Origin of the sequence: Pseudoxanthomonas sp. SE1 (assembly GCF_029542205.1) — a bacterium.
Taxonomy (GTDB): domain Bacteria; phylum Pseudomonadota; class Gammaproteobacteria; order Xanthomonadales; family Xanthomonadaceae; genus Pseudoxanthomonas_A.
In genome coordinates, this window is the sequence record NZ_CP113783.1 from 2,964,732 (window position 1) to 2,978,837 (window position 14,106).

A 14,106-nucleotide genomic window follows, 5' to 3' on the forward strand; every position below is an offset into this window, starting at 1 on the left:
GATGACACCACACGGAAACGACCATGGAACCCGATGACCTGAAACTCGCGTGGCAGACCCTGTCGCGCCGCCTGGAACGACACGACGCGCTGCAAACCCACCTGTTGCTGGAGCAGCGCAAGCAGAAGGCGTTGTCCAGCCTGCGCCCGCTGTTCTGGGGCCAGGTGGCGCAGATGCTGTTCGGCATCCCCTTCGTCCTGCTGGCCGCCCTGCTGTGGATCCGCGGCGGTCAGTCGGCCGACGGCCTGCCGTGGACGGTGCTGGCGGCTGGCGTGGTGGTGCAGCTCTACGGCATCGCGACAGTCGCGATGGCGGGCGAGACCCTGCGCCGCATGCGCGAGGTGGATTGCGCGCAGCCGATCATCGAAATCCAGACACGCCTGGCCCGTTTGCGCCGCACCTACATCGTCAACGGCATGCTGACCGGGCTGCCATGGTGGTTCATGTGGGTGCCGGTGCTGGTCGTGTTGGCAGGCCTGGGTGGCGACGACCTGCATGCGCGGGCGCCGGGCCTGGTCTGGATCGGCCTGGGCGTGGGCGTTGCCGGCCTGGCGGCGACCTTCTGGTTCCATCGCTGGTCGCGTGACCCGGCCCGTCCCCGGCTGGCCAAGGCCATGGAGGACAGCGTGACCGGCGGCAGCCTGCGGCGCGCACGCGCGCAGATCGAGGAGATCGCGCGCTTCGAGGCCGAGTGAACGGGCCGTGGCTTACACTGCCGCGCATGCCACGCATCGACTTCGACCTTGATCCGCCCCACGACTACGTGGAACTCAACCAGCTGCTGAAGCTGGCCGGCATTGCCGACAGCGGCGGCCAGGGCAAGGCCATCGTGGCCAGCGGTGAGGTGACGGTGGATGGCGAGGTGGAACTTCGCAAGACGGCGAAGATCCGCGCGGGGCAGGTGGTCCGCATCGGCGATGCCGAGATCCGGGTGCAGGCCGCCGCTGGCTGAGGCCACTGCACAACTCGGCACCCCGCTCCACCTGCGCGAAATCCCGGCCTGATCACGCAAAGACCGGGCATTGAGCTTATTTGCTGGCGCGCGAGTGGAAAAGGATCGCGCGAGTCGCTCAGGGTGCGGTGCCGGCTTCCGGCCGGGGGTCTGCGGACGTGTCATCCAGTGCATCGGGCGACGCCTCCACATCCGCCATGCGGTCGAACTCCGACAACGGACTGTCGGCCGGGCACTTCGCGTCGGGAAACCGGAAACGCTCACGCAGCGCCAGGCCGCAGGCCTGCATCTCGTCCAGCCCGGTGGTGCCGCCGGTCTTGCACTCGCTGTCGAAGCTGCGCATGAAGGCATCGCGACGCAGTACGAAATCCTCGCCGCAGCGCCGCATCAGCTGCAGGCGGTCCAGGTCGTCCTGGGCGGCATTGGTGCCATCCAGCCCGAACTCCTGTAACTCGTCCTTGTCGAGCAGGCGCAACCGGCGGTTCGGCACCGTCATCATCAGGTCGGCCACCGCCACCGCCACGCCGTTGCGCGACAGGTAGTCCTTCACCCGATCGTAGACACCGCGCAGTTCCTCGTTCAGTTCGCTGCGTGTCGTCGCGGTGGAACTCATGCGGATGATGCGATGCACCCCCACCTTGCCCGAGATCATGCGGTTGTCGCCGGCGCCCAGCACGAACACGCACGCGCTGTGGCAGGCAGAGCCTTCACGTACCCAGATCGTCCAGCCTCCACCGCCGATGGCGTCGCCCGCCCTGATGGCGTCCTCCACCTGGCCACCGGCCGAATCCAGATCGAGGATGCGCTTGTGGATGGCCATGCGCTCGGCAATGTCGGCCACCCGGGCAACCAGGTCGGTGAAATCCGCCGCGATCTTGCCCTGGTAGCGCAGGCGCAGCACGCCGCCCTTCTGGCACGGCGACAACGCATCGACCACGCTGAAGAAGGCCAGCGATTCCAACGGTTCGCCGTCGCCTTCTTCGCTGTTGTAGTCGGCACCGCAACTGACCCAGGCCTTGCCCGACTCGACTTTCGCCAGCGGCCAGTCGGTCGGAAGGCCTTCGCGGGAGCCACTCTCGGCCGGTGCGCCACGCACAGGCGATGCCGGGCCGGTCGACACGGCGCCGTCGCCACGTTCGGCCTGCTGCGAGGTTGTTTCGGGAGGGGGAGCCGCGTCGGTGGCCGGTGCCTGTGCCATTGCGTCGGGCGCGTCGCCGTCCGGCTCGCCCGCACCACATCCGGCCAGCGGGAGGCTGGCGGCGAGCAGCATCAGCAGGGGAAGGTGCAGGTTGCGGGACAACATCCGGTCGACGAGGGCACGACGCCAGGTTCGGAAGGCGCTGGCTTGGGTGAGGGTCCGTCTAGTCTAGTGTCAAACCCGCTGCGTGGGCCTACCGCGGGATGAACCCGCCTCCCGCCGCGACGTCACAGCAAGGCCCAGAGCAGCTGCAGCAGGCCCCACAGCGAAATCGCCCAGACGAGGGTGCGAAGGTATGGGACGCCCGCCGCATACAGCGGCACGTAGGCGAGACGGGCCCAGAAATAGCACTGCGCGCCAAGCGCGGTACCGGCATCGCCCCGATCGAGCGCGACCACCGCCAGCACGGCGGCGGCGAAGAACGGGAAGGTCTCCAGGAAGTTGCGCAATCCCCGGTCCACCCGCGCCGCCACGCCCTCCAGCGGCGGCAACACGGCATCGCGCGCACCGACATTCCATTTCAATCCACGCTGCCGGGTGGTCAATGCAGCGCCCAGCAGCACATGCGCCAGTCCCAGTGCGATGGACCAGGCGAGCATCTTCAGTTCGATCGGCATGGCGAGCGTCCTCGTGCACGGTAACCCCCACTCTACCGCAGCCCCGCGCACCTGCCGTCTCGCTCGACGAGGGTACGCAGGCGCGCGGAGTGTCTTCGGCTGCATCGACGACGGAGGCTGCCGCAGGGACATCTTCACTCGGCGCAAACTTGGCCCGCGTGACGCGCCCGTGCGGCGCGTGAAGGCAGCATCTGCGCACGCCGGTGCAATCGGGGCGCGGACCGGGATGGGAACGTGGGCGCACCCCCACCATCACCCCGGATTACCTCCCATGCCGGACACTCGCCACGACATCGACCTGCAACGTCGGCAGCTGATGCTGGCGGGCGCGGCGATCACCGGTGCCGCCTTCCTGCCGCTGGCCGCGTGCAGCCGCACCGACGCGCCCGCCTCCACCGCATCGGCGCTCCCTCCCCCTTCCCCCACCCTCGAGAGAACCACCATGGGCCTGTTCACCACCAAAGACGATGTTCAGATCTACTTCAAGGATTGGGGTCCGAAAGACGGACCTGTCGTGACCCTCAGCCACGGCTGGCCACTGAACGCGGACAGCTGGGAATCGCAGGCGTACCACCTTGCCGCGAACGGCTTCCGCGTGATCGCACACGACCGGCGCGGGCATGGCCGTTCGAGCCAGCCATGGGACGGCAACGACATGGATCACTACGCCGATGACCTCGCGCAGCTGATCGAACACCTGGACCTGAAGGACATCGCGATGTTCGGCTTCTCCACCGGCGGCGGCGAAGTGGCGCGCTACATCGGCCGCCACGGCACGAAGCGGGTGAAGAAGGCCGGCCTGGTGTCCGCGGTGCCGCCGCTGATGGTGAAGACCGAGGCCAATCCCAGCGGCCTGCCCATCGACGTGTTCGACGGCATCCGCGCGGGCCTGCTGGCCAACCGTTCGCAGCTGTTCAAGGACATCCCTTCGGGGCCGTTCTTCGGTTACAACCGTCCCGGCGCGAAGCCGTCGCAAGGCGTCATCGACGCATGGTGGCTGCAGGGCATGATGGGCGGGCACAAGAACACGTACGACAGCATCAAGGCGTTCTCGGAAACCGATTTCACTGAAGACCTGAAGAAATTCGACGTGCCGACCGTGATCATCCACGGCGACGATGACCAGATCGTGCCCATCGATGCCGCCGCGCGCGCTTCGGCCCAGTTGGTGAAGGGCAGTCAGCTGATCGTCTACGCCGGGGCCCCCCACGGCATCACCGATACGCACAAGGACAAGCTCAACGCCGACATGCTGGCGTTCGCCAAGAGCTGACGATCCGGCGCCCCCCGAGTGCGGCCCGCGTAACGCAGGCCGCACGCGGGCAGCCGTTCTGCCGGACCGGGTCACCCATTGCGGCATCTCCGCTTGCGGGTGGGCGGCGATTTGGGTATCACAGTGCGACGGAGTGTCGGCTCCCAGGGGACAGCATTGGCGATACACCAGGACCTTTGGCGGCCCGTGCACTGGGCGCAACGCTTCGCGGCGGCATTCGCGTGGCTGTTGGCCGCCACCTTCACCCTGGTGAACATCGGCGGCCTGCATTTCGTCGACGACAGCGTGCCGGTGATCGGCGTGATGGTGGCCATCGCCACCTGGCGCAGCGAGCAGCGTCCGGTGCGGCTCGCCGTCGCCGGGCTGCTTGCGCTGCTGTTCCTGCTGCACCTGTGGCATTTCCACGCGCTCGGCACCTGCCTGGTACTGGCCGCGACCGCGATCATCGTGTGGACACGCTTGTGGCGCGGCTTCTGGGCCGAGTTCGTCATGCGCGTATTCGCCGCGGCGCTGCTGCTGCTCGCCGTGCAGCCAGTGCTGGGGGCGCTGCAGCCCGGCGGCGAGGCCGAGATCGGCTGGTCGGTGGCGCTGTCGGCGCTCGCGATGTTCCTGCTGGTCTACACGCCTTCCCTGCGCTCGGGCCGCACGCTCGACGCAAGTACCGAACTGGTCGCCTTCGTGCTGGCGTTCGCGGCGCTCGCCCTGGTCGGCTGGCACGTCCCCGGCAGCCTGGTCGGCAAGATGGGCGTGGCCTATCCGCCCATGCGGCCCATTTCCACGCTCTGCGTGGCGCTCGTGGCACTGGCGCTGCTACTGCGCCAACGTGAACGGGAGCGGCCGGCCTGGATCCTGCTGGCTGTGGTCACCGTGCCGTTGCTGCTCACGCTGCTGCAGACGCTGGGCGGCATCGTCACCCCGGCGAATGCCCTCCTGCATCGGCTCGGTTGGCTGCCTCGCATCGGCACGCCGCTGATTGGCGGATACACCGACTACGGCGTGCTGACCGCATGGCTGGCGGTCGCCGTGCTGCCGCAGCCATTGCAGCGCTGGGAAAGCCAGCGCTGGGGCATCACCCACGGCCTAGGTATTGCGATGGCCTCGGTCGCCGGCATGGCGGCGCTGGGACTGCTCATCCAGCTGCCCTATCACCGCGAAGGCCTGTCGATCTACCAGGTGTCGCTGACCGCCTCGGTCCAACTGGTGGCGGTGGGGCTGGCACTTGCCGTGGCGGGCGAGAACTCGCTGCGCCATCGCCTGCTCGGCATCATGCCGATGGCGGCCGCGTTGCTCCTCGGTGGCATGTACTGGCTCGCCGCGACCGCCGACCGCGATGCGATGGCGCGCCGCGTGATGGAAATCCAGACCGCCAGCGCCACGCCCACCTTCCTGCGCGGCATGGAACTGCGGCGCGGTGCATTGCGCCAGCTGTCCGCCGCGCTGGCCGCGGCAAGGCCCGACGCTGCCGAGGCCCTCTTCAACCAGCATGTCGACGACATGGTGCGCGCTTACGGCGCTTTCCGTGTCGTGCGCAGCGTAGGCGACGACGGCAGCGAACTGCGTTGGGTGCAGCCAGGCTTCGATGCCCCGGTGGCGCCCTCGCCCGCCGTGCCGGTGGCGGACGAAGGCCACCTGCAATCCGTCCCCGGCGGCTGGTGGCTGACCGTCGATGTCACGGGACGGCGCACGCAGGCCTTCATCGCGCTGGACGACTTCGTCAAGACGCTGAGCAAGGCGGTGCTGTCGGACCGCCCCGTCCGCGCCACGGCCGAGGGCATGGCCACGGTGGAACAAGGCCAGCCCGTGGGATCGCCCCTGTCGGTGCAGACGGTCGCGCTGCCGGGCCATGACGTGCAACTGGAAATGTGGTCCCCGCCGGCACTCAGTTCATTCGTGCTGCCGCGCGCACTGGTCGTTGGCGGCCTGAGCAGCGGCCTGCTGATCGCGTTCGTCCTGTTCCTGCTGGAACTCTCGCGGCGGCGCTCGTCGGAGGCGGCAGAGACCGCGCGCTCGCTGTTGCTGGAAACCGAACGCCGCCTGGATGCGCAGCGGCGGCTGAATGATGCCGCCGCGATGGACAGCGCCACCGGCCTGCCGCGTTTCTCGGCCCAGGCCAACCTCATCACCGAGCGGATCGCGACGCCATCGGTGTCCGGGCATGGCCTGGCGATCATGGACCTGGACGGCTTCGGCATGGTCAACGATTCATTCGGCCACGACGGTGGCGACGAAGTGCTGCGCCGCATGGGCCAGCGCATCTCTGCGGCATGCGGCGGGCAGGGTTTCGTGTACCGCTATGGCGGCGAAGGCTTCCTGGCGCATTTCGCCGATATCGACATCGACCAGCTCACCCGCATCGCCGAAGACATCCGCCGCGCCGTGGGGCAGCCGATCGCGCTGTATTCCACGCATCCCTCATTCACCGTCACGGCCAGCATCGGCCTGGCCCACTCGCCCGAACACGGGGTTGACCTGCAGACCCTGCTGCGCAGCGCCGACGATGCGCGCCATCTCGCCAAGCGCGCCGGCCGCAACCAGGTGCGGTTGCCTTCCGCCAGCGCGCAACAGGAGGCCAACGACCGCCTGAGCCGCGTGACCGCCCTGCGCGAAGCCGTCGCCCGCGGCCAGTTGCGGCTGGCGTACCAGCCCGTGGTGGCGGGCGACACCCAGCAGCTGACCGGATTCGAGGCGCTCGCACGCTGGCGGCATCCCGTATGGGGCGAGGTGCCGCCGTCGGTGTTCATCCCGCTGGCGGAGAGCGCGGGGTTGATGGAAGACATCGGCCATTTCGTGCTCGAACAGGCCTGCCAGCAGCTGGCGCGCTGGCGTGCGATGGGCCTGCGCACGCTGGGCATGGCGGTGAACCTGTCGCCCAGCCAGCTAGGCCAGCCCACGCTGGCGCCGTGGATCGCCGACTGCCTGCAACGCCATGCGCTGCCCGCCAACGCGCTGACGCTCGAACTCACCGAGAGCGTGCTGGTGGAAGACATGGGCGCGGCGCAACAGATGCTGCAGTCCCTGCATGCGCTCGGCGTGCAGCTCGCGCTGGATGACTTCGGCACCGGCTATTCCAGCATGTCGTACCTGCAGCGCCTGCCGCTGGACATCATCAAGATCGACCGCAGTTTCGTGGACGGCATCGCCGCGGAGAGCACCGATCGCGCCATTGCGCGCACCATCCTCGTACTCGCCCACGAAATGGGCCTGCGCACCATTGCCGAAGGCGTCGAGACCGCCGAGCAGATGCACGCGCTGCAGCAGATGCGCTGCGACGAGATGCAGGGGTATTTCTTCGGCAGGCCGATGGAAGTCGAAGAGGCCACCGCGCTGGCGCGCGGCGAACTGCGCCAGGCGCAACCCTGAACAGCCTGCACGGAGGTCAGCCGCGCAGCAGGTTCTTCACCGCACGTGCGCCACTACTGTCAGGAAATACGCGCGCCTCAAGCGTCGCGCCTGCGATGCCCAGGTGATCACCGACCACACCCTTGAACACGCTGCGCAGGTCCGTGGTCGCGCGCAGGTCGCGGCCTTCGTTGAGCTGCGCTGGCGCCAGGCCGGGCCAGTCACCGGCGATGCGCCCGCCCGCCACCGCGCCGCCGGCGAGCATCGCCAGCGTGCCGGTGCCGTGGTCGGTGCCGCCGGTGCCGTTGACGGCGGCGGTGCGGCCGAACTCGGTCACCACCATCACCACCGTGCGCGGCCAGAGCGCGCCGATGCCGTCATGGAACTGGCGCACTCCCTGGTCCAGCTCGGCCAGCTTGCGCGCCAGCACCGGGCCCTGCTGCGCGTGCGTGTCCCAGCCGGTGTTCTCGACGAAACCGATGCGCGGACCGTCGGATGCGGCCATGAAACGCGCCGCCGCCGCCATCGCCTGCGGCAGGCGCGCGACATTGCCGCCGGCCTGCATGCCCTGCGCCGCGACCGCCTGTTCGAACGGATGCGCGAGCTGCGCATCGGCCGCGTAGAGCGACTGCAGGCGCTGCAGCAGGATCGGGTTGACGTCCTCGGGCAGTGGCGGTGACCACGTGGTCGCATCAGCCGGGCCGCGCAGGATCAGCGGCATCACCGTACTGACCGACAGCGCGCGCGACGACGGCAGCGCGGCGACGCAGCGGTTGAGCCAGCCGTTCGCCATGCCGCCGCCGACGGCCGTGCCGCTTTCCAGGTTGTCCTGCGCTTCGAAGTGCGATCGCAATCGATAGGGCGGCGCGACCGCAAGCACCGGCAGCCACTCGCGCCGGGCGTACAGTGCGTGGCTGAACGCCAGGGCGGGATGCAGTGCGAAGTCGGCATCGAGTTTGCGCGCGCCCTCCACCGCCAGCCCGCCACGCAGGCGCGCGAACTGCGGATCGCCGACGGGAGTGACGGCATGCAGGCCATCCAGGCCGCCGCGCAGCAGCACGACAAGCAGGCGCGTGTCCCGTGCATCCGCCGCGTGCGCCAGCCGTGGCCACAGGCTGAGCGTGGTAACGGCACCACCGGCGGCAAGGAAATGGCGTCGCGTGAGTTTCATGATCAGGTCCTCCACTGGAAGGCGGGACTGGCGAACAGCAACGCCAGCCCCTCGCGCGGTGATTCGGCACGCCCCACCGCCAGCGCGGTGTCGGCATCCAGCTGAGGACCGAAGACGTCGCTTGCCGTGCGTAGCGGATCGGGTGCCGTGTCCGTTGCAGTTTCGGCCAGCGTCTGCGCTGCCTGGATCCGCTTCCACACCGCATCGGCGCCACTCCATTCCGCCGCACCATCGGCGAAGCCCGCCGGCGAGCGCGGCGTGAACGGCGGTTGCCCCAACTTTCCCAGCAACCCGACCAGCGCGCGCGGTTGTTCACCCGGCAACGTGCCCGTACTGCGCAGCGCCGACACGACGAAGTCGTCCGGCGTCTTCAGCTTGCGGGCATCCGCGGCCCAGGCCTCGGGACTGTCGATCATCGCCGCGTACACACTGAGCAACGCGCCGCCATTGCGCACCCAGGCCTCCGCCATGCGGTCCACCAATGCACGCGGCGGCACATCGCCAACGAAGTGCCGCGCGAGCTTGCCGCAGACGTGGCGCGCGGTGGCCGGGTGCACCGCCAGGTCGCGCAGGATGGCGCGGCCCTGCGCTTCGCCCTCGGCGGCATAACGACGTCCCAGCACCGCGCGCGTGCCCGCTTCGTGCGCGTTGGCGCGGAAGCGGAACGTGGCGGCGCCGGAGGCGTCGAGGTCGCGTGGCAGCGGCACACTCCAGCCGGTGATCGCGCGCGCCAGTTCGCGCACGTCGTCCTGCGTGTAGCCCCCGTCCACGCCGAGCGTGTGCAGTTCCAGGATCTCGCGCGCGAGGTTCTCGTTGAGCCCTGCGCGCCGCGCACCGTCTTCGTCCATGCGGCGCCGCTGGCGCTGCGCCAGCCGCGATTGCTCGCCTACCGAACGCACGTTGTCCAGGTAACGCAGCATCGCGGGGTGCTGTTCCACCGCGACCAGCAGCCCGGCGAAAGTGCCGGTCACGCGCGGACGGATCGCCTCGCGCTCCATCGGCGCGGCATACAGCGCCGCCGTGCGCTTGTCGGCCGACACGGCGAAGTGGTTCGACCAGAACCGCACCAGCCGTTCGATGAAATCCTGTTCGGTCGCCACCGCTTGCCGGTAACGCCAGCCGAGTTCGCTCAGCTGCAGCCGTGCGAAGCGCTCGCGGAATCCCATCACCGCATCGTCCTGCCCGTTGCCCTCGTTCTTGCGTGCGGCGCGCCGTGCGCGCAGGTAGTCGTACTCCTGCCGCAGATAGTCCGCACTAGTCGGCAAGGCGATGCGTGGCACGGCGGCGGGCAGAGCAAGCTGTGCATGCAGCCAGCCGCGCGGATCGTCGACCTGCGCCAGCGTGCCGGGCCGTGCGCCCAGGCCGAAGCGGTTGGCGGCGCTGGTGGTTTCGCGTCGGATCATGGCGGCGTTCCGTGGGGCGATACCCCTTTCAACGCGCGGCCCGCACCCGCGTTGACATGCACCACACGTCGTCAGCGATGTCGACGCGGTTTCACCGGACTGAATGCGCCGAAGTAGCTGTGCAAGCCTAACCCTCGCGCAGCTGCGCCATGAAGGCGCGCCCGGCGGGTCCCGGTGGCGTGTCCTTGCGCCATACCGCGCGCATCGGCATCTGCGCGTAGCGCGGATCGGCGTCGGCGATGCGCAGACGTTTCAGTCGCCCTGCAGCGAGGTCTTCTTCGACGATGTGCAGCGGCATGTGGCCCCAGCCCAGGCCCGCACGCAGGAACGCATGCTTGGCGCCCAGATCGGCCAGCCGCCAGGTCAATGGCGATTGCACCGCGAAATCGCGGCCCGCCGTCAGCGGTGTGCGGTCGGTGAGCACAAGCTGCACATGCTTCGCCGCGGTCTTCACCGGCACGGTGCCGCGCAGGCCGCCCATCGCGTGCGTGGGTGCGGCGACGGTGACGAAGGGGACCGACAGCAGCGGCTCCGCCACCACCTCGTCAGGCAGTTCCGGCAATGACCCCACCACGCCGATCCGGCAGGTACCGTCCAGCACCGGCTGGATCACGCCGCCCAGCACTTCCACGTAAAGCCGCAATGGCGTGTGCGGGAACGCGGTTCCGCTGTAGGCGGCGGCGCGTGTCAGCGCCTCCATCGGGAACATCACGTCCACCGCCACCGATAGCTCGGGCTCCAGCCCTTCGGCCACGCTGCGGGCGCGTGCCTTGAAGGTGTCCATGTGCTCGGCGACCGCACGCGCTTCGAGCAGCAGCAGGCGGCCGGCTTCGGTCAGCTGCGGGTAGCGGCTGCTGCGGTCGAACAGGGTGACGCCGAGCTGCAGTTCGAGGTTCGCCAGGGTCTGGCTGACCACCGACTGGGCGCGCCGCAGCTTCCGGCCTGCGGCGGAAAAGCTGCCCTGTTCGGCGGCGGCGATGAAGGTGCGGAGCTGGTCGAGCGTGACGGCATCGAGCATGTATCGCCCCAGACGATGGATATCATCGAAATATATAGGCTTCCGGGATGCATCGCCACGGCCTAACCTGCACTCCGTACCCGCTGCACCCACCTTCATTCCCCGGAGTCCACCATGTCCACCGTTACCGCCATTCCGACCACCACCCGCATTCCCGCCCTGCGTGGCGCCGCCGACCTTGTCGGCCGCAGCCTGCTCGCTTCGCTCTTCATCGTCTCCGGCCTCGGCAAGCTGGCCGCCTATGCCGGCACCGCCGGCTACATGGAATCCGTCGGCGTTCCCGGTGCCCTGTTGCCGCTGGTCATCGCGCTGGAAGTCGCCGGCGGCCTGGCCATCGTCGCCGGTTTCAGGACCCGCATCGTCGCCAGCGTGCTGGCGGTGTTCTCGATCGCCAGCGCCGTTCTGTTCCACAGCAACCTGGGCGACCAGATCCAGCAGATCATGTTCCTGAAGAACTTCGCCCTGGCCGGCGGCTTCATCACGCTGGCGGCCCGAGGTGCGGGCGGCTGGAGCATCGACAACCGCTGAAGCGCCCTCGCTTCATGCGTCACCTGGAACGCCGGCACATGCCGGCGTTCCGCGTTTCCGGACCTTGCCCGCACGCCCGTACAAGCGTCCGCGGGAACGGCATGCCAGCGTGCGGTCTGCCCCTTCGTGGAGCCCTGCATGCGCGCTCGCCTCCTGCTCGCCTTCGGTTTCGCCGTCCTGTCGATCGCGGGTCCTTCCGTCGCGGCCGACACCGGTCGGCTGCCGGTGACGCCCTTCGCCACGCTGCCGTCCGACGTGCGGCACCCGGAGAGCCTGGATGTCGATCCGGCCACCGGCGAGGTCTATGTCGGCACCTTCGATGCGCGCTTGCCGGATTCCGGTCGCAACAACCAGTTGCTGCGCTTCGCCGCCGACGGCCGGCTGCTGGCGCAGCGCCGCTTCGGGCCCACGCCGCTCACCGGGGTGGCGTTCCACGACGGCCACGTCTACGTGCTGAACTTCGGCGCATCGAAATTGCAACGCCTGCCGGCGCGCTTCGACGCAGGCAGCGCCATTGAGGATGTCGCCACGTTCGCGGCCCTGTCGCCGGCGGCGCCACCCGCGCGGCGCATCGACAATCCCGATGGCAGCCAGGACACGATCACATTCGGGTCGCAAGGTTTCCCCGCCATCAATGGCATGGTGTTCGATCGTGCCGGCACGCTGTACGTCTCCGATTCGTTCCAGGGCGCGGTCTATCGCATCGCGAAGGCGGCCACGTGCCGGCCCTGCACCGTCGAGTTGTTCGCACGCGATCCCCTGCTGGCGACCACGGGTGCGCTGCCGTTCGGCGCGAACGGCATGGCCTTCAACGCCGACGAAACATTCCTCTACATCAACAACGCCGGCGACGGGCGCGTGCTGCGCAAGCGGATGCCCGACGGCCCCATGGATGTGCTGGCCGACGGCGTCTACGGCGCCGACGGGCTGCTGTTCCACGCCGGCCTGCTGTGGGTGTCCGCCAACCAGATCGACACGCTGGTGGCACTGGACGAGCGTGGCCGCGTCCGCCATCGTGCCGGCGACTTCCTCGGGGTGGACGACCAGGGCGCACCGCGCGGGCTGCTGTTCCCCGCGGCCAGCGCGGTGCAGGGGCGCCGCATGATCGTCGCGAACCTGGCCCTGCCGCTCACCGCCGCGACCGGCGACGAGTGGGAAGAGGACGTCACCCGCTGGAACCTCATGCAGTTCGATCTTCCCGATCCGCCGCCGCCTGCCCACTGAGGAACACCCCATGCTCAACATCACCCCGTTCGGTTGGTTCCATACCGCGATCAGCCTGGTCTCGCTGTTCGGCGGCCTGTATGCGCTGCTGCGCCATCACGACATCCGTTACGCAACGCCGCTCGGCAAGGCGTACACCTGGTTCACCGTCGCCACCTGCATCACCAGCTTCTTCCTGATGCGGACCGGCAAACTGAGCGAAGCGCACGGGCTGACCGTGCTGACGCTGATCGTGCTGGCGGTTGCGCTGCTGCTCGGGCGCAACGCCGTGATCGGGTCGTGGCGGCACGTCGCTTCGGCGCTGGCGTTCACGCTGACGGTGTACTTCCACTTCATCCCCGGCTTCACCGAAACGCTGACGCGCGTGCCGATCGGCGCACCGCTGGTATCCGGCCCACAGGATCCGCTGCTGCAGAAGCTGGTCGGCGGCACCTTCCTCGTCTTCCTTGTCGGCATGGCGTTGCAGGTACGCGCATTGCGCCGCGGGCGCACGACCCTGGCACAAGCTGCGACGTGAGCCAGCGGACGCGCGGCGGCCATGCTGATCGCGCTGCCGACGCTGGACGCCCTCGCGGCACGCCCACGCTCATCCTGATCGATGCACGGGGCCGCATCCGCCACCAGCATTTCGGCCAGGTCAACGACCTGGTGCTGGGCGCGCAGATTGCGTCGCTGGTGCAGCAGGCGCAGTCGGGATCCCGTGTTCGTGGGGTCCAATCCCGGACGGCTGAGGGTGAAAGCTGCAGTCCGGAGGGATGCGCGCTACCTGCGTGAAGCCGCTGGCCGGTGGCCGCCGGTAGTGGCGTTGGAACAGGCACAGGGGTTTCACGTCACATTCGCGCCACTTGGGTTTCGATACCACCATGCACCGTTCGACCGCCCCGTTCTCGCTTTTGCACCGCCTGGCCTTCATGGGGCTGGGGATGACGCTGGCGGTGCTCAGCGGGGCGCTGTTCCCGTAAGTTCTCAGGGGGTCGGCGCGTGCGGATCGAGTTCCGCCGCCCAGGCCAATGCGAGCACGCGCTCGTCCTGGGCGAATGTGCGCACCTCGGTATGCGGCAACAGATGCCCGGCGAATTCGGTGGCGGCGACCAGCCAGCGTTTGTCGGTGACGATGGCCGCGCGCGCGAAGCGCCCGAACTCGCCCAGCTTGGATGCCGCATAGCGCAGGTCCTTGGCGACCGCTTCCAGCGACACGCCCTGCATGTCGCTGAGGTCACTGAGCACGGCGATGCGGGGGAAGCGCGCCAGCCGGGTTTCCATGTCGGCGATGCACGCGTCGTAGTCCTCGCCCGTCAGCTGGTCGGTGAACCGGTACGCGGCCACGTGCGGCGGGCTGGCCAGGATCTCGATCATGCGGTGCCTCCTCATGCGAAAGCGGCG

13 protein-coding genes are annotated in these 14,106 nt (G+C 68.9%); 7 read left to right on the forward strand and 6 right to left on the reverse strand.

Annotation, left to right across the window (positions count from 1 at the left end):
• The first annotated feature begins 23 nt into the window (after positions 1–23).
• Together OY559_RS13985 and OY559_RS13990 are read left to right on the forward strand one after the other, a co-directional pair.
• Positions 24–695: an MFS transporter gene (locus tag OY559_RS13985; RefSeq protein WP_277726849.1), complete on the forward strand. Its 672-nt coding sequence runs from the start codon at positions 24–26 to the stop codon at positions 693–695.
• A gap of 26 nt (positions 696–721) precedes the next feature.
• A complete protein-coding gene (locus OY559_RS13990) occupies positions 722–952 on the forward strand; it encodes an RNA-binding S4 domain-containing protein (RefSeq protein ID WP_277726850.1) in 231 nt (76 codons plus the stop codon).
• Between the two features lie 118 nt (positions 953–1,070).
• Here OY559_RS13990 and OY559_RS13995 read toward each other — a convergent pair whose 3' ends face one another.
• Positions 1,071–2,255: a COG3904 family protein gene (locus OY559_RS13995; RefSeq protein ID WP_277726851.1), complete on the reverse strand. Its 1,185-nt coding sequence runs from the start codon at positions 2,253–2,255 to the stop codon at positions 1,071–1,073.
• A 122-nt stretch (positions 2,256–2,377) separates the two neighbouring features.
• Entirely contained in the window at positions 2,378–2,767 is a 390-nt protein-coding gene (locus OY559_RS14000; protein WP_277726852.1) for an MAPEG family protein, read from the reverse strand.
• Between the two features lie 442 nt (positions 2,768–3,209).
• Between OY559_RS14000 and OY559_RS14005 the strand changes: the two genes are divergently transcribed.
• Both OY559_RS14005 and OY559_RS14010 read left to right on the forward strand, forming a co-directional pair.
• Positions 3,210–4,040: an alpha/beta fold hydrolase gene (locus OY559_RS14005; RefSeq protein WP_277730014.1), complete on the forward strand. Its 831-nt coding sequence runs from the start codon at positions 3,210–3,212 to the stop codon at positions 4,038–4,040.
• A gap of 186 nt (positions 4,041–4,226) precedes the next feature.
• Positions 4,227–7,400, forward strand: coding sequence for a putative bifunctional diguanylate cyclase/phosphodiesterase (locus OY559_RS14010; RefSeq protein ID WP_277726853.1), 3,174 nt, complete (start codon positions 4,227–4,229; stop codon positions 7,398–7,400).
• A gap of 16 nt (positions 7,401–7,416) precedes the next feature.
• Here OY559_RS14010 and OY559_RS14015 read toward each other — a convergent pair whose 3' ends face one another.
• The 3 genes from OY559_RS14015 to OY559_RS14025 form a co-directional block, all read right to left on the reverse strand.
• On the reverse strand, positions 7,417–8,550 hold the full coding sequence (locus OY559_RS14015; protein WP_277726854.1) for a DUF1501 domain-containing protein: 1,134 nt from the start codon (positions 8,548–8,550) through the stop codon (positions 7,417–7,419).
• Positions 8,551–8,552: 2 nt separating this feature from the next.
• The gene (locus tag OY559_RS14020; protein WP_277726855.1) at positions 8,553–9,953 is read right to left on the reverse strand and encodes a DUF1800 domain-containing protein; all 1,401 of its coding nucleotides are present in this window, start codon (positions 9,951–9,953) and stop codon (positions 8,553–8,555) included.
• Positions 9,954–10,080: 127 nt separating this feature from the next.
• Positions 10,081–10,971 (reverse strand): LysR family transcriptional regulator, encoded by an 891-nt coding sequence (locus OY559_RS14025; RefSeq protein ID WP_277726856.1) that lies wholly within the window; start codon positions 10,969–10,971, stop codon positions 10,081–10,083.
• Positions 10,972–11,085: 114 nt separating this feature from the next.
• On the opposite strand from OY559_RS14025, the gene OY559_RS14030 reads away from it, so the two are divergent.
• From OY559_RS14030 to OY559_RS14040, 3 genes are all read left to right on the forward strand, one after another.
• Positions 11,086–11,499, forward strand: a complete 414-nt coding sequence (locus OY559_RS14030; RefSeq protein ID WP_277726857.1) for a DoxX family protein — start codon at positions 11,086–11,088, stop codon at positions 11,497–11,499.
• A gap of 138 nt (positions 11,500–11,637) precedes the next feature.
• Positions 11,638–12,723 (forward strand): SMP-30/gluconolactonase/LRE family protein, encoded by a 1,086-nt coding sequence (locus tag OY559_RS14035; protein ID WP_277726858.1) that lies wholly within the window; start codon positions 11,638–11,640, stop codon positions 12,721–12,723.
• Positions 12,724–12,733: 10 nt separating this feature from the next.
• Entirely contained in the window at positions 12,734–13,240 is a 507-nt protein-coding gene (locus OY559_RS14040) for a hypothetical protein (protein ID WP_277726859.1), read from the forward strand.
• Between the two features lie 449 nt (positions 13,241–13,689).
• On the opposite strand, the gene OY559_RS14045 is transcribed toward OY559_RS14040, so the two are convergent.
• Entirely contained in the window at positions 13,690–14,079 is a 390-nt protein-coding gene (locus OY559_RS14045; RefSeq protein ID WP_277726860.1) for a SpoIIAA family protein, read from the reverse strand.
• Positions 14,080–14,106 lie beyond the last annotated feature (27 nt).

Bases quoted from the DNA above. Each gene is read 5' to 3' on its own strand.
- OY559_RS14040 (WP_277726859.1), top strand. From the start codon at position 12,734: ATGCTCAACATCACCCCGTTCGGTTGGTTCCATACCGCGATCAGCCTG.
- OY559_RS14020 (WP_277726855.1), bottom strand. From the start codon at position 9,953: ATGATCCGACGCGAAACCACCAGCGCCGCCAACCGCTTCGGCCTGGGC.
- OY559_RS13990 (WP_277726850.1), top strand. From the start codon at position 722: ATGCCACGCATCGACTTCGACCTTGATCCGCCCCACGACTACGTGGAA.
- OY559_RS13985 (WP_277726849.1), top strand. From the start codon at position 24: ATGGAACCCGATGACCTGAAACTCGCGTGGCAGACCCTGTCGCGCCGC.
- OY559_RS14025 (WP_277726856.1), bottom strand. From the start codon at position 10,971: ATGCTCGATGCCGTCACGCTCGACCAGCTCCGCACCTTCATCGCCGCC.
- OY559_RS14005 (WP_277730014.1), top strand. From the start codon at position 3,210: ATGGGCCTGTTCACCACCAAAGACGATGTTCAGATCTACTTCAAGGAT.
- OY559_RS14015 (WP_277726854.1), bottom strand. From the start codon at position 8,550: ATGAAACTCACGCGACGCCATTTCCTTGCCGCCGGTGGTGCCGTTACC.
- OY559_RS14030 (WP_277726857.1), top strand. From the start codon at position 11,086: ATGTCCACCGTTACCGCCATTCCGACCACCACCCGCATTCCCGCCCTG.
- OY559_RS14045 (WP_277726860.1), bottom strand. From the start codon at position 14,079: ATGATCGAGATCCTGGCCAGCCCGCCGCACGTGGCCGCGTACCGGTTC.
- OY559_RS14000 (WP_277726852.1), bottom strand. From the start codon at position 2,767: ATGCCGATCGAACTGAAGATGCTCGCCTGGTCCATCGCACTGGGACTG.
- OY559_RS13995 (WP_277726851.1), bottom strand. From the start codon at position 2,255: ATGTTGTCCCGCAACCTGCACCTTCCCCTGCTGATGCTGCTCGCCGCC.
- OY559_RS14035 (WP_277726858.1), top strand. From the start codon at position 11,638: ATGCGCGCTCGCCTCCTGCTCGCCTTCGGTTTCGCCGTCCTGTCGATC.